We start from the raw sequence: 20,680 nt of genomic DNA, 5'->3' as shown, positions 1-20,680 counted from the left end.
GTAAAACCGCCCTATGAGCGATATCAAGAATGAAGACCAGCGCTACCTGTCGCGCGCCATCGCCCTGTCGCGGGAGCACATGCACAACGGGGCCGGTGGACCGTTCGGGGCCGTCGTCGTCCGCGATGGCCGCGTTCTCGGCGAGGGGTGGAACCAGGTCACCTCTACGAACGATCCGACCGCCCACGCGGAAGTGGTGGCGATCCGCCGGGCCTGCGAGGCGGTGAGCGATTTCGCGCTCCAGGGAGCGGTCCTCTATACCAGTTGCGAGCCTTGCCCCATGTGCCTCGCCTCGGCCTATTGGGCGAGGGTCTCCCGCATCGTCTATGCCAATACCCGCGACGATGCCGCCGAGATCGGCTTCGACGACAGCCTGATCTACGAGGAGATTCCGAAGCCGGTTTCCGAGCGCATCATCCCGATGGATCACGTCCCGAGCCTGGAGGCCAAGGCGGTGTTTGACGCCTGGGCCGAAAAGCCTGACAAGATGGCCTATTAGCAGGCAGCCCGACGATCCCCATCTCCCATTCCGTTTGCAGCTTTTGACGAGACATTCCATGCACCGCGTCGCCACCATCGTCCGCAAGCCCGCCGTGAAGCCGGATCGCGTCGTCGACACGATCACCCTCGGTCATGCCGAGCGCAGCCGCCGCCATGCCCATCTCAAGGGCGAAGGCGGCACCGAGATCCACCTCGATCTCGATATGGAGACCGTCATCAACGATGGCGACGCCCTGCGGCTGGAGGATGGGCGCCTCGTGCAGGTAAAGGCGGCGGCGGAATCCCTCCTCGAAGTCCGGGCTGAGAATCCCCTGCGCCTCATGCGCCTCGCCTGGCATCTCGGCAGCCAGCACGGCCTTGCCGAGATCACGGCGGACGCCCTCTACATCGAGAACGACCCCGCCCTGGCGGAGCTTGCCCGCGGGCAGGGATGCGTGGCGACGCCGGTCGACCGCCCCTTCAGACCCGAGCAGAGCGTCCATCACTGCGACCATGATCACGGCCATGGCCATCATCACCATGGACACGATCACGGCCATCACACTCACGATCATGCCGCTCACGATCATGCTCATCATGAGCATCAGCACGGGCACGATCATGACCATGATCACGGCCCCGGCTGCGGATGCGGCCATGACCATGGGCACAAGCACGAACATTGACCGCGCCGGCGGTCAGGTTCCCGAGAGGCCGATCATGTCCAGGACGACCCGCGCCACGCTCGCCCTTCAAAAGGCGGGCGTTTCCTTCACGGTGCATTCCTACGATTACGATCCTCACGCCGAGCGCATCGGCCTGCAGGCTGCGGAGGCCCTTGGCGTCGATCCCAACGGGGTGCTCAAGACCCTGATGGTCACGGTCGATGGAAAGCCGGCCTGCGTGGTCGTGCCCTCCGACCGGGAAGTGAACCTGAAGAAGCTCGCTGCCGCTCTCGGCGGCAAGTCCGCCGAGATGATGAAGCCGGTGGATGCGGAGCGCGTGACCGGCTACCACGTGGGCGGCATCAGTCCGTTCGGGCAGAAGAAAAAGGTCCCGACCCTGGTTGAGGAAACGGCTATCGCCCACGAAAGCGTCTTCATCAATGGCGGCCAGCGCGGGCTTCAGGTGAGACTCCGACCGGCCGACGCCGTCAAGGCTCTGGATGCCAAGGTCGTCGGCCTGATCTGAGACCCGCGACACGACCGCGCCGCGGGTCCAGGGATACGTTCAGGGATGCAGTCGGGCCTATAGCACGAAGTCGTGATGCGCCGCTCCGGCCAGCTTTTGCACGAAGGCCTGCAGGTCGGCCGGGAGAGCCGTGTCGGCAACAGCTTGCTGTCCGGGGCCGGAATCATTGCCGGTAACGTGGCTCCCGAGGGTGTCGAGAGGCAGCCCGGCGATGAAATCCACCACCTGCTCCAGCGGCGGCGTCGAATCGGAAAGGAAGTCGAACGGATTGTCCTGGAGGACGGCCTGGAGATGTGCCGCATCCGCAGGATCGAGGGCGGCTGCGAGATCCTCGATTATCCGCGCAGCTTGGGCGAGGTTCGGATCTCCTGTCGATGCGAGGGCCCGGCCAGTGCTCTCGATCCACGGAACGATCGCGGCGATTTCCTGCGCATCGGGCTCGACGCGCCCCTGCTCGATGAGGCCTGCAGCCTGCTGCACGACCTCCGGAAGATCGAGCTGGGTCAGGAGCTGCGGCTGCTCGTTGACGACGCTGATCTGATAGATCAGGGCCAGGACGGCCGCCCCGGCATAGAGGTCGCCTTCGCCCGTCACCGCGTCGTCCGGTAGCGCCAGGATGCCCTGGATCAGAGCGAGATCGGCATTCGCGAGATCTTCCTGCGTCGCATCCGGGTCGTAATAGGCCTCGTCATGCTGCTGGAACAGCTGGTCCAGCGGGTCTGTCGGCTGCACCGTGAAATCGGGTGTTTCGCCGGGGCCGATAATATCCCCCCCGGAGTAATCGGGGCCGCCGTAATTGCCATAGGTCGGAACCGGAATGTCCTGCGCGCTCTGAGCCGTGATGAGCCAATTGATCGACATGAATATTCCCTTTGGATTGCAAGTCGCATGAAAAATGTTCGGCTGGAGACAGGCTGTGCTCCCAGGCCTGCCGTGAGAGCCAGCTAAGAGAGCCAATCGGGCGACAATGCGTTGCCTTGGCTGTAGGAGGGCACCGCAGCGCGCTCCGGTGCCGTCTGTGACGTTGGCATCCGCTGATTTTCCTTGAGATCACAGCCGTCCTGTTGGAAAAGCCCGCCTCAAGGGTCATTTGTCTCGCCATGGATCAGAAATTCTTCACCGTCGCCCCGATGATGGACTGGACGGACCGGCACTGCCGGGCCTTCCATCGCGTTCTGTCGCGCCGGGCGCGGCTTTATACGGAGATGGTGACCACGGGCGCGGTCATCTTCGGACCGCGGGAGCGGCTGCTCGGCTTCGATTCCTCGGAGCACCCGGTCGCGGTGCAGCTCGGCGGCTCCGATCCGGCGGAGCTGGCGAAGGCCGCGCGCATCTGCGCCGATTTCGGCTATGACGAGATCAACCTCAATGTCGGCTGCCCGTCCGACCGGGTGCAGAACGGCCGCTTCGGTGCCTGCCTGATGCAGGAGCCGGACCTGGTGGGAGACTGCGTTGCCGCCATGAAGGCGGCCGTGACCCTGCCGGTGACGGTGAAGTGCCGCATCGGGGTCGATGACCAGGATATGGAGACGGCGCTGGACCGGCTGACCGATGCTGTCGTCGCCGCCGGCTGCGACGAATTGACGGTCCATGCCCGCAAGGCCTGGCTGCAAGGGCTCTCCCCGAAGGAGAACCGCGATATCCCACCCCTCGACTATCCGCGGGTCTACCGGCTGAAGCAGGCCCGCCCAGGGCTCCCGGTCGCCATCAATGGCGGCATCAAGACTATGGCGGAGGTGCATGAGCACCTGCGCCACGTGGACGGCGTCATGCTCGGTCGGGTGGCCTACCAGGAGCCGGAGATCCTGCTCGCGGTCGATCCGGAACTCCATGGGGAAACGCCGCCCGTCGCGGACGGGTTCGAAGCCATCGAGGCCTACGAACCCTATCTGTCGGCCCGTCTCGCTGAGGGCGAGCGCCTCCACACCATGACCCGTCACATGCTCGGCCTCTTCACCGGCCGCCCCGGCGCCCGGGCCTATCGCCGCCATCTGGCGACCGAGGCGGTCAAGCCCGGAGCTGGCCTCGAGACCCTGCGCGACGCGGTCGCCCATGTATCGCGCGCGACGGAGCGCCTTGCATCCGGCAACAGGATTCCTGTCATGGCGGAGGAGTGACCCTCAAAGAATGCCCGCCCAGGTTGCGATTTGCAATCTTAAGTGACGGGCAGGTGCGTTTTTGCACAGCCGAACGCCTCCCTGATCCCGACACCCCTTTTATGTAATAATATTCGCATTAGGATTGCTCCCTGTTAAGGTTGGTCTCATGCGAGACTTCAATCGCCTACAAAGGGAGTACGAACATGCGTCTTTCTACCGGCGCCGCGATTCTCGCGACAGCCCTGGGCCTTTCTCTGGCCACGGAGGCAGGGGCAGCTGTGGTTGCGAATGGCCTGACCCTCAATGGTCTGACCCTCAATGGACTGACCCTCAATGGCTTTTCGACAAACGGCCTCGCCACGAATGGAGTGAGATCCGGCGCGACCGTAGTGAAGGGCGTGGTCCTGCCGGACGGCTCGTCCGTTTCTCTGAAATAGCGACCTCTCCCGATCCCACGTCGCGACAAGCCCTCCCGCCGTGGCGGGAGGGCTTTTTCGTCGGTGAAGTCGGTCACTTCGTGCGGAGCGTCACGCCAGGAGGGACCATCCTTCGGCTGCATTTTCCGGCATTCGGAAGCAAAGACCGTCAAGGGGCAAGCATGCCGCTGGTTGGAATGGGTTTTCCGCGTGGCAGCCCTTGCCGTCAGCGCACCTCATTCGAGCGGCTGCGCCTCGTGCAGCCGGGAGAGCTTGTCGGGATTGCGCATGATGTAGATGTTGGTGACGTGGCCGCGCTCGTCGTAGGCAAAGGAAATCGATGCCGTCGTCGCGCCGTCCTTGCGCAGGATGATGCTCCGGCCGCCGTTGAGCTCCGCGGCCACCCAGTCATAGGTGCTCCACCACTGGCGGGCCTGGTCGAGGAATGCGAGCACCGCGGCCTTGCCGTGCAGGATCTGCTGGATGGTGGGAACCTTGCCACCGCTGTCGGCGCTGAGTTCGATCTCGTCCGACAGCAGGGCCGCCAGCGGATCGGCGGTGCCGCTGGCGATCGCAGCCTCGAAGGCGGCGAGAAGTTCCTCCTGCCGGGCGGCCGGCGTGACGTGCCTGACCTTGCTCCGGGCGATGTTCTCGCGGGCTCGCGAGACGAGCTTGCGACAGGTCACCTCCTGAAGGCCGAGCGTCTGCGCGATTTCAGGATAGGGCATCTCGAAGATGTCGTGGAGCAGGTAGGCGGCCCGCTCCTTGGGCGTGAGCCGCTCCAGCATCAGCAGGAAGGCGGTCGAGAGCGTGGACGCGAGCGGCAGCCCGTCCTCCGGGAAATCGCTGGTAACGGTCTGAATCGGCTCCGGCAGCCAGGGGCCGACATAGTCGACCCTGGCCTTGTTGGGGGCTCTCAGCATGTCGATGCAGCGCCGGGTGCAGGCGGTTGTCAGCCAGGATGCCGGATTTTCGATCAGGCCCCGGTCGGTCCCCTGCCATTTCAGGAAGGTATCCTGAACGGCATCGTCGGCATCCGCCCTGGAGCCGAGGATGCGATAGGCCAGTCCCAGGAGCCTGGACCTCGATTGCTCGAAGGCGAGGATGTCATTGCGCTCCAGCATCACGTGGTCTCCCGGCGTCAGTTCGATCCACCCTTCACCCACACCGGGGTGATGGCGCGGACCTCCGGCGCTCCGGCGATCAGGGGTGTCACCTCCTCGATGTAGGCGGCATACCACGGAGCCCTGACGAAGTCCTGCGGCGACACGCGGTCCCTGTACTGCTGGAAGGCGCAGATGACGTCGGGATCATTGTCGTCATAGCAATAGAAATAGGCCTCATGCGCCGGGTTGCCGGCAATGTTGGGCTTGAGGTGCCTCTCCCAGACCTGACGAACCTCGTCACGTTTTCCGGGAAGGGTCTTGTGCGTGATAAGAAGAGCGGCCTTGTTCATCGGAACCTCCGGGTTGTGCTGATCGATGGTGAGATGTCCCGCGGCTCGGCCGCAGCCATCTGGTCCTATGACGGACCAGCGGGCAGGGTTGTGACGCCGCCCCACAAAAATTCACGCCACTTTTTGATCGAGCGTCAGGTCGGCCGGAGGCCGGGTGAGCTTGCCCTGTCGGAGACAGGCAGGGGGCAGTTGGTGTTTTTGCTTCCGAATGCCGCTTTTTCTGCCTGCACGGTGAGGTGCCTGAAGGGCAACTCGGGCCTTCACCGTTCATTTCTGTGAAATTGTGGCTGTGGCCGTAGAGTTAACATTCTCTTAACGTCCGATGCGACATGCAATCTAAGATTGATAACGCGTCAATATACATAATCTAAGAATGTATTTACACGAATTGAAAACGATAACACTGTAAAATGAAACGAAATAACTTGACTATAACGATATCACGTTGATAGTCACTTGCGTCAGCGGGGCCATTGTCAGGCTACGCCAGCAAATTTCCTTCCAAAACCCTTTCATGGAGAAGAACGATGTTGAAGCATTTTCATGGTGTGCTGCTCGGGACCGCCATGGCCTTGTCGGCAACTGCCGCCACGGCCCACGAGACTGCGAATGGCCTTAGCGTCAATGGACTCAGCGTGAATGGCCGTGAGGCCCGGGGCCTCGTCGCTGCCGCTTCGCGGCCCGCGACCCTTCGGTTGCAGGATGGGGCGGCCGTCCGCCTTCGCTGAACGACAACACTGCCGGAGCCTTCCGGAAACGGAAGGCTCCGTCTTCCGCGAGGCTCCCATGCGAAACCTGGCAACCATTGCTCTGTCGCTTCTTCTCGGATCGGGCATCATGAGCCGCTGTCACGCCCTCGATGGCAGCCTGCGGATGGAGGGCGCCGATCTCGTCCTGTCGCTCGGCGACGGGCGTGTTCTCAAGCGCGAGGGCCTCGTCGGCCTGACCCTGAAACTCGCCGATGCGACTGGCGAGACTGAGGTCGACATCGACAGCGTTACGATGGATGAGGTCGCCACGGGCGGCGCGGTGCCGCTTCTCAGCCTTTCCCTGCACCGCCGGGGGAGCGCGCCGGAGAACATCTGCCAGCCTGACCCGAAGGGGCGCAGGCTCGCTCTCGCGCTGCCCGATGAAAAGGGCGGCTTCACCTTCACCTGTACCAGCGGTGCCGAGGGCAAGTGCGTGCTGATGGGTTACAGGCCCTGGGAAACGCCGGAAGGCATCCCGATGCGCGATCTGCATCGTGCCTGCATCCACATGCTGCGTGCCGATTACGGCGGCGACAATCGCCCGACGACGCGCGATGGCACCCTCGTCGATCTCTACGACCGGTTCGGCATTCAGCGGTCGGATCCGAACGATGACCTGGCCTTCGAGGCGGCCTGGGGGCCGGAGGGAGCCCTCTGCGTCGCCCACCCGCGCATCTCCGAGCACGTGAGCCTTTCCGATCTGGCACAGCGCTATCCCCGGCTGCGAGGCCATCTCGGGCCGCAGGCCTGCACGGAGGAGGCGATGCGCACCGAACCGAAGGCTCTGCTGTTCAACCGTTCGGCCGCGGGACAACGAGGCGCCACGCTTCCCTCGCCGTAAGGGAGAAGGGATCGCACCTTCATCGGGGGGAGGGAACAGCCGCGATCCGCGATAGGTGAGATCGGGCGCTGTCGCGGCCGCAGCTTTGGCCGCACTTGCCCTGGCGGTCGATCTCCGTCACATATCCTGTCCCTGGCTTGAAAGATCTCCTGATATGTTCGGCATTTCCCTCTTCGACCTGTCCTGGCTCGTCGTCGCCCTCCTCGCCGCCGGGGCGGTGACGGGACTTCTGGCCGGCGTGTTCGGCGTCGGCGGCGGCGCGGTGGCGGTGCCGATCCTCTATGAACTGTTCCGGTTCGTCGGCGTGCCGGAGGAGGTGCGGATGCCGCTCTGCGTCGGAACCTCGCTCGCCATCATCATCCCGACCTCGATCCGTTCCTTCCGCGCCCATCAGGCGAAGGGCGCGGTCGACATGTCGATTCTGCGGGTCTGGGCCGTGCCGGTGGTTGTCGGCGTGATCATGGGCAGCGTCGTCGCCCGCTACGCGCCCGCCGACCTGTTCAAGACCGTGTTCGTCGCCGTGGCGGGCATCTCGGCCATCCGTCTGCTCTTCGGCAAGGACACCTGGCGGTTCGGGCTCGACATGCCGGCAAAGCCGATCATGATCGTCTATGGCTGGATCATCGGCGTGCTGTCGGCGCTCATGGGTATCGGCGGCGGGCAGCTCTCGAACCTGTTCATGACCTTCTACAACCGCCCGATCCACCAGGCGGTGGCGACGTCCTCCGGGCTCGGCATCCTCATCTCCATTCCCGGCGCCATCGGCTACATCTATGCCGGCTGGCCGCGCATGGCGGAATATCCGGACGTGATCGCGCTCCAGCCGCCGCTGGCGCTGGGCTACATCTCGCTCCTGGGCTTCCTGCTGTTCATCCCGACCAGCACATGGCTGGCGCCGGTCGGCGCGCGCCTTGCGCACAGGCTCTCGAAGCGCAAGCTCGAAGTCGCCTTCGGCCTCTTCCTGCTGACGGTCTGCATCCGCTTCTTCGTCAGCCTGCTGGCATAGGCTCCTTCGGTCGCAGGATCAGCCGGTTGCCGCGCACCTCGTAAGACGCGAGCCGTTCCAGGAAGCTCATTCCGAGCAGATTGGCATGCAGCGCACCGGAGCGGGTGACGAGTGCCGGCACATTGCGCTCGGTGATCGACCCGACCGTCAGCGAGCGGATGATCACCGGCGCGGCGAGTGCGACGCCGTTGGCGGTCGCCACCGGGATCGAGAAGGTCAGGTCCTCGTCCGTGAAGCCGAAATCGGCCGCGTGCTCGGCGCGCAGAACCACCGTGCTCGCGCCAGTGTCGAAGACGAAACGGGCTCCGCGCCCGTTGACCTGGCCGTTCACCGTGAAGCTGCCGTCGGTGCGCCGGGCCGCGACCACCTCGCCCTTGTCCGTCACCACCGCCCGTCCATCGGCGATGTCGCCGATTGTCCGGTCGAGGACCATCTGCAGGTCTTCCCGGGCCGCGTAGGTGACAAGGGCCGCGAGCAGCAGGCCGCCGCTGACAGCAACCGCCTGGACGCCGTGCGTCCAGTGCCTGGCGAATCCGTCGATGATGGCGCCCGCCATGAGCAGGAGGCAGCCGAACAGGGCGAGAAGGCCCGCGATCTCGCCCGGGCGAAGCCCTGCAGCGGGAGCCTCGCCCATGGCGCCGATGAGAAGCGCGGAGGCGAGGAGGGCGGCGCCGAGGGCACGGATGCCGGGCATGGTCATTCCGGCTCGTTCTCATCCAGGGCGAAGGCCTGGCGCATGCGCTCGGGCAGTTCGGCCATGATGCGCAACCGCTCCTCCTCGCTCATGCGGAACCAGTGACCGATCTCCTCGCGCGTGCGGCCGCAGCCCTCGCAGAGACCCGTCTCCGGATCGAGGATGCAGACGCGGATGCAGGGGCTGGAAGCGCGGCTCATATCATCCATCATGTCGTCAGGGACGAAGCGCAATCAAGAGGCCGATCAGCGCAGCGATCTCCGCCACCTGCTGCGCCGCGCCGGCGATATCGCCCGTCCCGCCCTGGACGTGGCGGGCCGCAAGCCGCGCCAGGGCGACCCCGCTGAGGCCCGCGAACAGGATCATCAATGCGAGACCGGAGGAAGGGAGTCCCGTGCCGAGCCCGATGAGAAGCGAGAGGGTTCCCGCCAGGGCCGCCGAGAGCCAGAAATTCTCCCGCTCCGGCCGTCCGACCGCCTTCGCGGCACCGTCCTGCCGGGCGGGCGGCAGAAACACCAGGGGAATCAGCCCTGCAACCCGGGACAGGCTCGCACAGAGGAGGATTGCCCCGACGACGGCGATGACATCGGCCCTGAGGACGAGCGTCGCGAGCGTCGCGATCCGCAGGGCGAATCCGAGAACGAGCGCGGAGCTGCCGAAGGAGCCGATCAGGCTGTCCCTCATGATTGCAAGGCGCCGCTCGGGGGTCGTGCCGCCGAAGCTGTCGGCGGTGTCGGCGAGCCCATCCTCGTGAAAGGCGCCCGTGGTGATCGTCGCCGTCGCGACCGACAGGATCGCGGATATCCACTCGCCCAGGCCGAGCCAGAGGGATGCGGCCAGGACGACGGCGGGCGCCAGGCCGAGAACAAGCCCGGCGACGGGGAGGACCCGCGCGATTCGCCCGCCGTCGGGCGGCCCATGCGGATCCCCCTCCCAGGGCAGGACGGGAACCGGCAATCGGGAATAAAAGCGCAGGGCCCTTGCTGTATCGGACATGAATTCCTGCCATGCAGGCAGCGAAAGGCTGCCGGCCTCCTTCAATCGATCGGACATGCTTCACCCAGGTTGCCTTGACCGTTATAGGTCACGCCTCTGCCTCTTCCGCAATGCCCATTGGGCCGGAGCTTTCCATGACCGCATCCGAGACCTCGCCCTTCGACGATATCCGTCGGCTGATCACGACGATGCCGGGCCCGGATGAAGCGGCGGTGGCGGCGGTGCGCCAGAGGGAAGGCCAACTGACCAAGCCGGCAGGCAGCCTCGGGCGCCTCGAATGGCTGAACGAGTGGCTCGCGGCCTGGCAGGGCAAGGCCACACCCTCGGCGGACCGGCCGCTCGTCTGCGTCTTCGCCGGCAGCCATGGCGTGGCGGAGCGCGGCGTGTCCGCCTATCCCTCCGCGGTCAACCGCCAGATGCTGGAGAACTTCTCCGCCGGCGGCGCGGCGATCAACCAGATCTGCGCCGGCCTCGGGCTGGGCTTCAAGGTCTTCGACCTCGCCATCGACCTGCCGACCGGCGACATCACGATCGAGGAAGCGATGGACGAGAAGTCCTGCGTCGCCACCATGGCCTTCGGCATGGAAGCGATCGCTGGCGGAACCGACCTGCTCGCCATCGGTGAGCTCGGCATCGGCAACACTACGGTGGCGGCGGCGATCTACGCGGCCCTCTATGGCGGCGAGGCCGCTCAATGGGTCGGGCGCGGCAGCGGTGTCGACGAGCAGGGCCTCGCCCGCAAGATCGCAGCGGTGGAAAGCGCGCGCGCCCATCACCGCGACTATCTGAAGGACCCGCTGGAAATCCTGCGGCGCCTTGGTGGGCGCGAAATCGCCGCCATGGCCGGAGCGATCCTGGCGGCGCGCCTCCAGCGCATCCCTGTGATCCTCGATGGCTATGTCGCCACCTCGGCGGCGGCGATCCTCCACGCCATCCACCCCGCCACCATCGATCATTGCATCGCCGGACACCTTTCGGCGGAAGGGGCGCACCAGGACGTGCTGGAGCGCCTCGGCAAGATCCCGCTCCTGGCGCTGGGAATGCGTCTCGGCGAGGGAAGTGGGGCTGCCCTCGCGATGGGGATTGTCAAAACTGCCGCTACGGTACATCGTGACATGGCGACTTTCAGCCAGGCCGGTGTCTCGGAGCGGTTGCCCTGAATGGATATACGATCTTACCGTTCCAGCCTGTCCGGCCCCGTGCAGACGATCCTCGGCCTTGCCTCCCTTGGGATCGCGCTGCTCATGGCCGCCGGCGCGCATCTGTTCCTCGAGGGGAGCGACAGGGTGGTTGCCGGTCGTGCCTTTGCCATCGATGGCGACACGATTCGGATCGGCGACAGCAAGATTCGCCTTAAAGGCATCGACGCGCCTGAGATGACCCAGTCCTGCATCCGCGACGGCAACCCCGTCCTGTGCGGGGAAAAGGCCCGCGACACGCTGCTCAGCATGATCCTCAACCAGCATGTGGAATGCCGCGTCTCCGGCCGGGACCGCTACCAGCGGCAGCTTGCCCGCTGCTTCGTCAGTGGCGAGGATATCGGCGCCCGCATGGTGGCCGAGGGCTGCGCCGTCGCTTACGGCGATTATCGGCTTCTCGAGGCCAAGGCGCGACTGCAATCGCGCGGCGTCTGGGCGACGTCCTTCGAGCGACCGCAGGAATGGCGGCGGCATCAGGTGTATTGAGCGCGATGCGCGACGTCATGTCGTGACGGGTCGCCTCGATCCGCCCGGCTTCGCATCCCATCTCTGCGGTATGACTCCAACCGACGATTTCCACGCGCTGTCGCAACGCCTCAGGGCCTGCCGGATCTGCCGCGACGAACCCCGCTACGGATCCGCACTTCCGCACGAACCCCGTCCCATTCTCCAGGGCAGCCCGACGGCGCGGCTTTGCATCGCGAGTCAGGCGCCGGGAACGCGGGCTCATGCCAGCGGCATTCCCTTTTCAGACCGTTCGGGAGCCCGTCTCCGGGACTGGCTCGGCCTCGACGAAGCGGCGTTCTACGACCCGGCGCGGGTCGCCATCGTGCCGATGGGCGCCTGCTTTCCGGGCCAGGATTCCAAAGGCGGGGACCTGCCGCCGCGCCGGGAATGCGCCGAGACATGGCGTACGCCCATCCTCGACGCACTTCCTCGCCTCGAACTCGTCCTGCTCATCGGCCAATATGCCCAGGCCTGGCATCTTCGGGAAGACTTCCGCGACGGCCTGACCCTCACTGTGCAGCGCTGGCGCGGGCTTCTCGCCGAGCCTCGGACTCCCCGCATCCTCCCGCTTCCCCATCCTTCGTGGAGGAACAACGGCTGGCTGAGGAAGAATCCGTGGTTCGAGGCCGAGCTTTTGCCCGTGCTTCGCAGCCAAGTCCGCTCTATGCTCGCGCGCGACGAGAAGGAGCCCGCCGCATGAGCCTGACGACCCTGCACGCGACGACGAACGGACCGGTTGCAACCATCACGCTGGCAAGGCCCGACAAGCTGAATGCGCTCAACGGCATCATGCACGCGGAGTTGCGCGAGACGCTTCATCGCTTCGCGGCCGACGGCTCCGTCAAGGCCGTGGTGTTGACAGGCGAGGGCCGCGCCTTCTCCTCGGGCCAGGACCTGACCGAGAACCTGCCCACGGACGAGAGGGGCCGCATCGATCTGGGACCACCGCTTGCCCGCGACTACAACCCGCTTATCCTTGCCCTTGCCGATTATCCCAAGCCGACCATTGCCGCCCTCAACGGGCCGGCTGTCGGCGCCTCCATGAACATCGCGCTCGCCTGCGACATCGTGCTGGCCGCGCGCTCCGCTTATCTGCAGGAAGCCTTCGCCAGGATAGCGCTGGTGCCGGATGCGGGCGGGACCTGGATCCTGCCGCGCCTCGTCGGACTCAAGCAGGCGCTGGCGCTGATGCTGACGGCGGAGCCCATCTCGGCGGAGGAGGCGAAGGCCATGGGCCTCGTGTTCAAGATCTTCGACGATGAGACCTTTGCGGAGGACGTGGCCGCCTTCGCCGCGGCGCTCGCCCGCGGGCCCGGCCTTGCCCATCGCCTGACCAAGCAGGCAGTGGCCCAAAGCCTGTCGAACGACCTCGGAACGCAGCTCGCCCTTGAAGCGAAGCTGCAGCGCGAGGCGGGATTCAGCGATGATTTCCTGGAAGGCGTCACGGCGTTCCGTGAAAAGCGCGCGCCACGTTTCCAGGGCCGGTGAGGGGGGAGCGATGCGGATAAACTACATCATCCTTGCGCTTCTGGTCTTCATCGCTTTCCTGAGCATCCTGGTTTCCCAGGATCCCGACAGATCGGCTGCGCTCTCGCAGATGTATCGCGATGCGGCCTTTACGGGCGAGACGCGCCAGATCGTGCTGGCGCTGCTCGCGATCGGTGTCGGCGGCTTCATCGTCTACCTGACGATGACGCGGCGGTAGAGCGGCCGGACCTGCAGTCTGACCTTCTTCCAAAGGTGACGTGAGACAGCGCGGCTCTCACCGCTCAAGTCGCGAGATCAGGCTCGACGTGTCCCAGCGGTTGCCGCCCTTGGCCTGCACCTCGGCGTAGAACTGGTCGACAATTGCGGTGACGGGCAGGCTGGCGCCGTTCTTGCGGGCCTCGGCGAGGACGATGGCGAGGTCCTTGCGCATCCAATCGACCGCGAAGCCGAAATCGAACTTGCCCTGGTTCATGGTCTTGCCGCGGTTTTCCATCTGCCAGGACCCGGCGGCACCTTTGGAGATGACGTCGAGCACGGCCTCGATGTCGAGGCCGGCGCGCTTGCCGAAATGGATCCCCTCGGAGAGCGCCTGGACGAGACCCGCGATGCAGATCTGGTTGATCATCTTCGTGAGCTGTCCGGCACCCGCCGCGCCCATCAGGCGGCTGGCGCGGGCGAAGCTCATGATCGCCGGCTCCGCCCTGGCATAGGCCTCCGCATCGCCGCCGCACATCACGGTCAGCACGCCGTTCTCGGCGCCGGCCTGTCCGCCGGAAACCGGCGCGTCGATGAAAGACGCACCCTTCTTCTTCGCGGCCTCGTAGAGTTCGCGCGCCACTTCGGCGGAGGCGGTGGTGTGGTCGACGAAGATCATGCCGGGCTGAAGGGCATGGAAGGCGCCGTCGGGGCCGAGGGTGACCTGGCGGAGGTCGTCGTCGTTGCCGACGCAGGCGAAGACGATCTCCTGGCCTTCCGTCGCCTCGCGGGGCGTCTGGGCCGCGCGGCCGCCGTTTTCGGAAACCCACCGGTCCGCCTTCGCAGCGGTGCGGTTATAGACCGTCACCTCGTGGCCCTTGGCCTTCAGGTGCCTTGCCATGGGGTAGCCCATGACACCCAGACCGATGAAACTCACCTTCGCCATCGTTTTCTCCCTGACCGTCGATTCCGGTTCTATGGAGTGAGCGAAGGAGCGTCAAACGCCACTATTTGATATCGAACGAAAAATACTTCGCGCGGATCCGGTCATATGTCCCGTCGGCGATGACCTGATCGAGGGCCGTGTCGAATTGCGCTTTCAGAGCGGCATCGTCCTTGCGCATCCCGACGCCGTAGAACTGACGCTTGTAGGGCGGCGTGTCGGGCGCGCGGCCCAGGATACGGCAGCACTCGCCCTCGCGGGTCTTCAGGAATTCGGAGAGCGAGCGCTGCCCGCCGAACACCGCATCGATGCGCCCGACCAGGAGGTCGAGGTTGGCCTCGACCGGCGAGCTGTACGGAATGACTTCCGAGTCCTTGTAGAACTGCTTGAGATACTCGGCATGGTCGCTGCGATCCGCGGCGCCGATCTTCTTTCCCGCCAACGCCGACGGCGTTACCCCTTCGAGGGAGCCGTCCTTCGGCGCGATGAAGATGGCGGGGATGTGATAGTACGGCTTGGAGAAGGCCAGACGCTTCTGGCGCTTCTCCGTGATCTCCAGGGAGGACATGATCGCATCGTATTCGCGGTTGAGAAGCCCGCGTATGATGCCATCCCAGTCGTGCTGGACGAGGATGCATTCCGCCTTCATGGCCTCGCAGAGGGCCTTGCCGAGATCGACCTCGAAGCCCTGCAGCTCGTTGTTTTCCATGTAGTTGAAAGGTGGGAAGGCGCCCTCGACGGCGATGCGGATCGCGGGTTTCTGCTGGGCCCATGCCGGCAGGCCCGAGGCAAGCCACAAACAGAGGGCCGCCCAGGTGGCCAGTCGTCGCCCGAAACTCAACACGATCACGATGCTGCAGCCTTGAATGTCGCCGCGATATTCCGCGAACCCTTCGAATAGTCAAGAATCCTTCCGGGCCAATACTGTCGCGGGGCAGTATCCCTGGAGGCTAGCCGCCGGTGAGGCTCATGTGACGTCCGACGGCCGGACGGTTATGGCGGCGGTCTATGATGAAATCGTGACCCTTCGGTTTCCGGGATATGGCCTCGGCCATCGCCTGCCGGAGCGCCTCGTTGCCCTGCGAAGCCCGCACCGGCGCCCGCAGGTCGGCGGCGTCCTCCTGGCCGAGGCACATGAAGAGCTGTCCCGTGCAGGTCAGGCGCACGCGGTTGCAGCTTTCGCAGAAATTATGGGTCATGGGGGTGATGAAGCCGAGCTTGCCGCCGGTCTCGGCCACCCGCACGTAGCGGGCCGGACCGCCGGTGCGCTCGTCGATCTCATCGAGGGTGAAGCGCTGGGCGAGGCGTGCCCGCACCAGGGACAGGGGCAGGAACTGGTCGATGCGCTGCCCGTCGATCTCGCCGAGCGGCATGACCTCGATCAGGGTCAGGTCCATGCCGCGCCCATGAGCCCACGTCAGAAGCCCCTCGATCTCGTCCTCGTTCACCCCCTTCAGGGCCACCGCGTTGATCTTGACCTTGAGGCCAGCCGCCTGCGCCGCATCGAGGCCGGCCATCACCTTCGCGAGATCGCCCCAGCGGGTGATGTGGCGGAACTTCTCCGGATCCAGGGTGTCGATGGACACGTTGACGCGCCGGACGCCGCAGGCGGCGAGTTCCGTCGCGAAGCGGGCAAGCTGCGACCCATTGGTGGTCAGGGTCAGCTCGTCCAGCACTCCCGTCTCCAGGTGGCGGGTCAGGGACCGGAACAGGTTCATGATATCCCGCCGCACCAGGGGCTCGCCGCCGGTGATGCGCAGCTTGCGCACTCCGTTCTCGACAAAGACCGAGCAGATCCGGTCGAGCTCCTCCAGGGTGAGGAGGTCCCGCTTCGGCAGGAAGGCCATGTCCTCCGACATGCAATAGACGCAGCGGAAGTCGCACCGGTCCGTCACGGATACCCGCAGATAGGTGATGCTCCGGCCGAACGGGTCCACGAGCGGCCTTGGCATGGAGGCGAGGGGCGGGTGCACTGGTGCCGGCATCGGCTGCCGTTCCTTTGTCGTTGTCGCAGCTGGGCTTGCTTTCAACCTAGTTATCGAGCAGCTAGCGTCAATTCACAAACGGGGCAAATGGAGCGGAACATGACAACGGAACGCTGGCCCACCGAACTTCGTCTGGCGCCCGGCAAGCGGAGCCTGCGGATCACGTTCGACGACGGCGCGGCCTTCGACCTGCCGGCCGAATACCTGCGCATCGCCAGCCCCTCGGCCGAGGTGCAGGGCCACAGCCCTGCCGAGCGCAAGACGGTGCCCGGCAAGCGCAACGTCGAGATCATCGGGGTCGAGCCCATCGGGAACTATGCCGTCAAGCTCGTCTTCGACGACATGCACGACACAGGGATCTACGGCTGGGACTACCTCTACAAGCTCGGCACCGAACACGAGGAGCGCTTCAGCGCCTATCTCGAAGAGCTTGCCGCGAAGGGATTGTCACGGGATCGGTAGGACTATCGTCATTTTCCGGAATCCGTAACCGCTGAGCGTTACGAGAAAGGCCCCGCGGCTATCGTCGCTCTCTGACCTTGAACCGTCGTGGTCATGGGTTCCGGGCTCGCCTGCGGCGCCCCGGAATGACAGGGGGTTCATCTCTCGCGCCGTCATACCGGATCGCCGAAGGCCAGTCCGGAACCCGTAACCGGGGACCACCCAGAACAGGATGCAGCGGCGGCCGCTGCGATCGATCCTGCAACGCGGGTGGTTATAGTTTCCGCGCCGGCCGAAGAGGGCGCAGCGGATCGTGTTACCGCTGCACCACGACCCGTGTGCCGACCTTGGCGCGGCTGTAGAGGTCGATGACGTCGTCGTTGGTCATGCGGATGCAACCGGAGGAAACGGCCTGTCCGATGGTCTCAGGTTCGTTGGAGCCGTGGATGCGATACATGGTGCCGCCGATATACAGCGCGCGGGCCCCGAGCGGATTGTCCGGGCCGCCGGCCATGTGGCGAGGCAGGTCGGGACGGCGCTTGAGCATGGCGGCCGGCGGCCGCCAGTCGGGCCATTCGCGCTTCATGGTCACCGAATGGCTGCCGGCCCATGTAAAGCCCGGGCGGCCGACACCGACGCCGTACTGCAGGGCCTTGCCGTCGCCGAGCACGAAATAGAGGCGCCGCGCGCTGGTGGATATCACGATGGTCCCCGCCGCATAGCGGCCGTCGAAGGCAACGACCTGACGCGGAATCGGAGAAGCCTGGGGCGTCAGCGACTCCTCGGCACCATAGAGCGGCTGGCGGGTCAGGGGGTCGATTGCCGTGAAAGCCGCGGCCGGCGTCGCAAGAGCGGCGAAGGCGCAAGCAAGCCCAAGCAGGGCAGCGCGGGTGCGTCCCATATTTGCCTCGAAATGAACATGGTTGATGCGGGTTTGTCATTGCTCAACGCAATGGCCGCGTTTCGGATCCGTTGGATAACAAAGGTCCGTTGCCAAATCACCGCGCAGGCCGCCTTCATTTGGCCATGTCGTAACCGGGAGGTTAAAGCCATGCTGCCATATTCCCTGGAGCGAAATGTCTGCCGGTCCGCTCCGGAAGCGCTTGACGCCGGGGGATCAACGACCTTAGAAGGCCCTGGTCAGGGCGCGTAGCTCAGCGGGAGAGCATTCGCTTCACACGCGAAGGGTCACAGGTTCAATCCCTGTCGCGCCCACCATTCCTTCCTGGCGGAACATCTTCACAATCGTGTGTACGGCGGCGAAAGCCGGGCCGATCACGCCGCGGCGAGGCGCACCAGCGTCCCGACGGCATCGAACAATTCGTCGAAATGGCCAATGACGAGGTCCGGATTGAGGCGGCGGACAGGGACGTCCGTATAGCCGAAGGGCACCGCGATCGAGGGAATGCGGGCGGCCTGCGCGGTAACGATGTCGGTTCGTGAGTCGCCGACCATCACCGCCCGGTGCGGGTTGCCTCCGGCACGCTCGATGGTCAGAGTGAGATGACGCGGGTCCGGCTTGAAGACCGTGAAGGTATCGCGGCCACAATTGGCGGCGAATCGGTGCCCGATCCGCAGGGCCTCGAGCAGCCGGACCGAATGATCCTCATACTTGTTCGTGCAGATGGCGAGAACGAAACCCGCCTGCCGGAGTCGTTCGAGGGCCGCCTCGACCCCGGGATACAGCCGCGTCTTGACGCAGATGTTGTCCCGGTAGTGGACCATGAACTGCTGGAAGAGGTGGTCCAGGCGGTCCGGCGCGAGTTCCTTCTGTCCGGCCTCGAAGCCGCGCTGGAGGAGGGCGCGGGCGCCGGCTCCGACGAGGTCACGCGCTTTCCGCACGGGCAGGGGCGGCAGGCCTTCGCCCTCCAGGATCACGTTGAGCGTCCCGATGAGATCGCCTGCCGTATCGGCCAGCGTGCCGTCGAGGTCGAACACGACGATGGGCGGGGCGACGCGGGGCGCCAGGGACGGGCTATGAATGGCCATGGACGTCGGCTACCTGCACAGGACGGGGGAATCAAGCATGAGGGGATGATATGGTCGTCTGGTTGATTCGTTCTTACCGGACTCACCAAGAGGGAGTGTTGAATGCGGCTCGCCGGTTCCTTGGCATATCTATCGTCGATTGTCGTGCTGGGAAGCCTGGCCGTCCCCGCCATCGCCGCTCCCTATGATTTTGTGCCTGCGCCGCAGACGGACCTGAACCGGATCTACAGGATCGACCGCATCACGGGCGAGGTCAGCTCCTGTCAGTACGGTCTCCAGGAAGGCACCATCGGCGTGACGCTCTGCTTCGGCTCCGGCGAAGGGGCCGGCCCGCAGGTCCCCGGCGAATATGGCCTCGTCGCGTCCCGCCACGAGCGCGAGGGCGGCGTGTTCCGGGTCAATTACCGGACCGGGGACATGAGCATCTGCTACGTCTTCGACGAGAAGGTGGTGTGCACGCCGCAGACCAATCCATCGGCGCAAGGAGCCCCCCAGGCCGCTCCGGGAGCGACCCCGAGCGTCCGGTCCGGCACGGGCGCATCGCCGCAGCGGCCCTGACAAGGCGTTCCGGCTATGAAAAGACCCTGAAACAATCTTTCTTCCCGTGGCGGCAACGTGCTAGACGCGTCCCTGGCCGTCCTCGCCACGGGGACGATCTGCGTTAGGAAGCAACAGTGAGCGACAATCTGAAGCGCGATGCGGCGGAGAAGGCCGCGTCCCTCGTGACGGACGGGATGAGGCTGGGACTCGGTACCGGCTCGACGGCGGCCCATTTCGTGGCCGCGATCGGAGCGCGCGTGCGCGGCGGCCTGTCCGTCGTCTGCGTCCCGACCTCGGAGGCGACCCGCAACCAGGCGGCGCGCGAAGGCATTCCGCTGACGACGCTCGATGAGACCCCGGAACTCGACCTGACGGTCGACGGAGCCGACGAGATCGACGACGACCTGCGTCTGATCAAGGGCGGCGGCGGCGCGCTCCTGCGCGAGAAGATCGTGGCCTCGTCCAGCCGCCGCATGATCGTGATCGCGGACGGATCGAAGCGGGTCACGCGGCTCGGGCGCTTTCCGCTGCCGATCGAGGTCGTGCCTTTCGGCCTGCGCGCGACCCAGATCGCCATCGAAAAACTGCTGGAAACACTGGAGATGAGCGGAGAGCTGCGCCTGCGCAGAACCGCCGACGGAACGCCCTACATCACGGATGGCGGGCATTTCATCCTCGATGCGCATCTCGAGCGCATCGAAAAGCCGAATGTCCTTGCCTCGACGCTCAACAACATCCCCGGCGTCGTCGAGCATGGTCTTTTCATCGGCCTTGCCACCGGTGCGATCCTCGCCACCGGGCAGGGTCTTGTCGAACTCGGTCAGATCTGACCCTCATCGTCATGACTGGAGCCTAACCCCATGATCCGTTCCGCCTCTCGCCTGGCTGCGACGACCGTCGCGCTGTTCATGCTCGCGAGCCCCGTCCTCGCGCAGACAGCGCAGCCCACCGCCAATCAGCTCACGCTTGCCCGCGAGGTCGCCATCAATTCCGGCATGACCCGTTCCTTCGACGCCATGACCGAGCCCTTCTTCACCCAGCTGGAGCAGATGAACGTGACGCGCCCCGAGATCCGGAAGGATCTCGACGAGGTCGTGGCGCTCCTCCGGCCGGAGGTGGAGCAGCAGAAGCAGAAGATGATCGACACGGCGGCCCGCGCCTTCGCGACCCGGCTGTCGGAGCAGGAGCTCAAGGAGATCTCGGACTTCTACAAGACCGCGGCCGGCAAGAAATACGTGGAGGTCCAGCCCGGCCTCCTCGACGACATCGTGAGGGAGCTCGCGACCTGGTCCCAGAACATGTCGGAATACATCATGATCCGCGCCCGCGCCGAAATGGGCAAGCGCGGCCACCAGCTGCAGTAAGCCGCGAAGGTCTTTTCACGATTTGGGAAAGCCCGGGCGACCGGGCTTTTTCTTTGTTGGCCTTGCCGCGACCAAGCTCGGCGTTAGCTCTCTTCCTGTTG

The 20,680-nt window shown here is 65.2% G+C and carries 28 protein-coding genes and 1 tRNA gene; 18 read left to right on the top strand and 11 right to left on the bottom strand.

The genetic code is table 11. The features are described from left to right. Positions 1-13: 13 nt before the first annotated feature. From AC522E_RS12760 to ybaK, 3 genes are read left to right on the top strand one after another with little or no spacing between them, the layout of a single operon-like run. A complete protein-coding gene (locus AC522E_RS12760; protein ID WP_500746639.1) occupies positions 14-499 on the top strand; it encodes a nucleoside deaminase in 486 nt (161 codons plus the stop codon). Between the two features lie 58 nt (positions 500-557). After that, positions 558-1,166: an urease accessory protein UreE gene (locus tag AC522E_RS12755; RefSeq protein ID WP_500746638.1), complete on the top strand. Its 609-nt coding sequence runs from the start codon at positions 558-560 to the stop codon at positions 1,164-1,166. A 34-nt stretch (positions 1,167-1,200) separates the two neighbouring features. Then, the gene (gene ybaK, locus AC522E_RS12750) at positions 1,201-1,671 is read left to right on the top strand and encodes a Cys-tRNA(Pro) deacylase (RefSeq protein WP_500750677.1); all 471 of its coding nucleotides are present in this window, start codon (positions 1,201-1,203) and stop codon (positions 1,669-1,671) included. A 57-nt stretch (positions 1,672-1,728) separates the two neighbouring features. On the opposite strand, the gene AC522E_RS12745 is transcribed toward ybaK, so the two are convergent. Beyond that, the gene (locus tag AC522E_RS12745; RefSeq protein WP_500746637.1) at positions 1,729-2,532 is read right to left on the bottom strand and encodes a phospholipase A2 family protein; all 804 of its coding nucleotides are present in this window, start codon (positions 2,530-2,532) and stop codon (positions 1,729-1,731) included. A gap of 239 nt (positions 2,533-2,771) precedes the next feature. Between AC522E_RS12745 and dusA the strand changes: the two genes are divergently transcribed. Both dusA and AC522E_RS12735 read left to right on the top strand, forming a co-directional pair. Continuing rightward, the gene (gene dusA / locus AC522E_RS12740; RefSeq protein ID WP_500746636.1) at positions 2,772-3,788 is read left to right on the top strand and encodes a tRNA dihydrouridine(20/20a) synthase DusA; all 1,017 of its coding nucleotides are present in this window, start codon (positions 2,772-2,774) and stop codon (positions 3,786-3,788) included. Positions 3,789-3,973: 185 nt separating this feature from the next. Beyond that, on the top strand, positions 3,974-4,207 hold the full coding sequence (locus AC522E_RS12735) for a hypothetical protein (RefSeq protein ID WP_500746635.1): 234 nt from the start codon (positions 3,974-3,976) through the stop codon (positions 4,205-4,207). A 215-nt stretch (positions 4,208-4,422) separates the two neighbouring features. On the opposite strand, the gene sigJ is transcribed toward AC522E_RS12735, so the two are convergent. Next, positions 4,423-5,310 (bottom strand): RNA polymerase sigma factor SigJ, encoded by an 888-nt coding sequence (gene sigJ, locus AC522E_RS12730; RefSeq protein ID WP_500746634.1) that lies wholly within the window; start codon positions 5,308-5,310, stop codon positions 4,423-4,425. 17 nt (positions 5,311-5,327) lie between these two features. Beyond that, positions 5,328-5,642 carry a putative quinol monooxygenase gene (locus tag AC522E_RS12725; protein WP_500746633.1) on the bottom strand — a complete coding sequence of 105 codons (315 nt, stop codon included), beginning with the start codon at positions 5,640-5,642 and terminating at the stop codon, positions 5,328-5,330. Positions 5,643-6,169: 527 nt separating this feature from the next. Here AC522E_RS12725 and AC522E_RS12720 point away from each other — a divergent pair. The 3 genes from AC522E_RS12720 (at position 6,170) to AC522E_RS12710 (ending at position 8,238) form a co-directional block, all read left to right on the top strand. Next, positions 6,170-6,370, top strand: a complete 201-nt coding sequence (locus AC522E_RS12720; protein WP_500746632.1) for a hypothetical protein — start codon at positions 6,170-6,172, stop codon at positions 6,368-6,370. A 58-nt stretch (positions 6,371-6,428) separates the two neighbouring features. Beyond that, on the top strand, positions 6,429-7,232 hold the full coding sequence (locus tag AC522E_RS12715) for an ADYC domain-containing protein (protein WP_500746631.1): 804 nt from the start codon (positions 6,429-6,431) through the stop codon (positions 7,230-7,232). A gap of 154 nt (positions 7,233-7,386) precedes the next feature. After that, on the top strand, positions 7,387-8,238 hold the full coding sequence (locus tag AC522E_RS12710) for a sulfite exporter TauE/SafE family protein (RefSeq protein WP_500746630.1): 852 nt from the start codon (positions 7,387-7,389) through the stop codon (positions 8,236-8,238). Here the strand turns inward: AC522E_RS12710 and AC522E_RS12705 are convergent. Genes AC522E_RS12705 through AC522E_RS12695 form a run of 3 tightly spaced genes read right to left on the bottom strand, consistent with a single transcriptional unit; the run spans position 8,222 to position 9,928 of the window. Beyond that, positions 8,222-8,938 (bottom strand): retropepsin-like aspartic protease family protein, encoded by a 717-nt coding sequence (locus tag AC522E_RS12705; protein ID WP_500746629.1) that lies wholly within the window; start codon positions 8,936-8,938, stop codon positions 8,222-8,224. The two genes, AC522E_RS12710 and AC522E_RS12705, sit on opposite strands and share 17 nt — an antisense overlap. After that, positions 8,935-9,132, bottom strand: coding sequence for a DUF1289 domain-containing protein (locus tag AC522E_RS12700; RefSeq protein WP_500746628.1), 198 nt, complete (start codon positions 9,130-9,132; stop codon positions 8,935-8,937). Before AC522E_RS12700 ends, AC522E_RS12705 begins: the two co-directional genes overlap by 4 nt. 16 nt (positions 9,133-9,148) lie before the next feature. Beyond that, a complete protein-coding gene (locus tag AC522E_RS12695; protein ID WP_500746627.1) occupies positions 9,149-9,928 on the bottom strand; it encodes an adenosylcobinamide-GDP ribazoletransferase in 780 nt (259 codons plus the stop codon). Between the two features lie 134 nt (positions 9,929-10,062). Here AC522E_RS12695 and cobT point away from each other — a divergent pair, with 134 nt between their 5' ends. The 5 genes from cobT (at position 10,063) to AC522E_RS12670 (ending at position 13,339) form a co-directional block, all read left to right on the top strand. After that, positions 10,063-11,088 (top strand): nicotinate-nucleotide--dimethylbenzimidazole phosphoribosyltransferase, encoded by a 1,026-nt coding sequence (gene cobT, locus AC522E_RS12690; protein WP_500746626.1) that lies wholly within the window; start codon positions 10,063-10,065, stop codon positions 11,086-11,088. Continuing rightward, entirely contained in the window at positions 11,089-11,613 is a 525-nt protein-coding gene (locus tag AC522E_RS12685) for a thermonuclease family protein (RefSeq protein ID WP_500746625.1), read from the top strand. Between the two features lie 70 nt (positions 11,614-11,683). Then, entirely contained in the window at positions 11,684-12,334 is a 651-nt protein-coding gene (locus AC522E_RS12680; RefSeq protein ID WP_500750675.1) for a uracil-DNA glycosylase family protein, read from the top strand. Next, positions 12,331-13,122: an enoyl-CoA hydratase-related protein gene (locus AC522E_RS12675; RefSeq protein WP_500746624.1), complete on the top strand. Its 792-nt coding sequence runs from the start codon at positions 12,331-12,333 to the stop codon at positions 13,120-13,122. The genes AC522E_RS12680 and AC522E_RS12675 overlap by 4 nt, the downstream gene beginning before the upstream one ends. A 10-nt stretch (positions 13,123-13,132) precedes the next feature. After that, positions 13,133-13,339, top strand: a complete 207-nt coding sequence (locus AC522E_RS12670; RefSeq protein ID WP_500746623.1) for a hypothetical protein — start codon at positions 13,133-13,135, stop codon at positions 13,337-13,339. A 57-nt stretch (positions 13,340-13,396) separates the two neighbouring features. On the opposite strand, the gene AC522E_RS12665 is transcribed toward AC522E_RS12670, so the two are convergent. From AC522E_RS12665 to moaA, 3 genes are all read right to left on the bottom strand, one after another. Further along, entirely contained in the window at positions 13,397-14,263 is an 867-nt protein-coding gene (locus AC522E_RS12665; protein ID WP_500746622.1) for an NAD(P)-dependent oxidoreductase, read from the bottom strand. A gap of 61 nt (positions 14,264-14,324) precedes the next feature. Then, positions 14,325-15,110: a transporter substrate-binding domain-containing protein gene (locus AC522E_RS12660; RefSeq protein ID WP_500746621.1), complete on the bottom strand. Its 786-nt coding sequence runs from the start codon at positions 15,108-15,110 to the stop codon at positions 14,325-14,327. Between the two features lie 100 nt (positions 15,111-15,210). Further along, complete coding sequence (gene moaA, locus AC522E_RS12655) at positions 15,211-16,245, bottom strand: GTP 3',8-cyclase MoaA (RefSeq protein WP_500746620.1); 1,035 nt, start codon at positions 16,243-16,245, stop codon at positions 15,211-15,213. Between the two features lie 99 nt (positions 16,246-16,344). On the opposite strand from moaA, the gene AC522E_RS12650 reads away from it, so the two are divergent. Next, positions 16,345-16,707, top strand: coding sequence for a gamma-butyrobetaine hydroxylase family protein (locus AC522E_RS12650; RefSeq protein ID WP_500746619.1), 363 nt, complete (start codon positions 16,345-16,347; stop codon positions 16,705-16,707). Positions 16,708-17,002: 295 nt separating this feature from the next. Here the strand turns inward: AC522E_RS12650 and AC522E_RS12645 are convergent, their stop codons facing one another. Further along, positions 17,003-17,587 carry a L,D-transpeptidase gene (locus AC522E_RS12645; RefSeq protein ID WP_500746618.1) on the bottom strand — a complete coding sequence of 195 codons (585 nt, stop codon included), beginning with the start codon at positions 17,585-17,587 and terminating at the stop codon, positions 17,003-17,005. Positions 17,588-17,829: 242 nt separating this feature from the next. Between AC522E_RS12645 and AC522E_RS12640 the strand changes: the two genes are divergently transcribed. Continuing rightward, positions 17,830-17,904 (top strand) — tRNA-Val (locus AC522E_RS12640). Between the two features lie 57 nt (positions 17,905-17,961). On the opposite strand, the gene AC522E_RS12635 is transcribed toward AC522E_RS12640, so the two are convergent. After that, positions 17,962-18,675: an HAD family hydrolase gene (locus AC522E_RS12635; RefSeq protein WP_500746617.1), complete on the bottom strand. Its 714-nt coding sequence runs from the start codon at positions 18,673-18,675 to the stop codon at positions 17,962-17,964. A 102-nt stretch (positions 18,676-18,777) separates the two neighbouring features. On the opposite strand from AC522E_RS12635, the gene AC522E_RS12630 reads away from it, so the two are divergent. The 3 genes from AC522E_RS12630 to AC522E_RS12620 all read left to right on the top strand — a co-directional run bounded on the left by AC522E_RS12630 (position 18,778) and on the right by AC522E_RS12620 (position 20,579). Beyond that, complete coding sequence (locus AC522E_RS12630) at positions 18,778-19,233, top strand: hypothetical protein (RefSeq protein WP_500746616.1); 456 nt, start codon at positions 18,778-18,780, stop codon at positions 19,231-19,233. 116 nt (positions 19,234-19,349) lie between these two features. After that, complete coding sequence (rpiA, locus tag AC522E_RS12625) at positions 19,350-20,045, top strand: ribose-5-phosphate isomerase RpiA (RefSeq protein WP_500746615.1); 696 nt, start codon at positions 19,350-19,352, stop codon at positions 20,043-20,045. Between the two features lie 30 nt (positions 20,046-20,075). After that, entirely contained in the window at positions 20,076-20,579 is a 504-nt protein-coding gene (locus tag AC522E_RS12620; RefSeq protein WP_500746614.1) for a DUF2059 domain-containing protein, read from the top strand. Positions 20,580-20,680 lie beyond the last annotated feature (101 nt).

It is taken from the genome of Microvirga sp. BF8, assembly GCF_059888585.1.
This window is presented reverse-complemented; position numbering and strand designations above follow the sequence as displayed.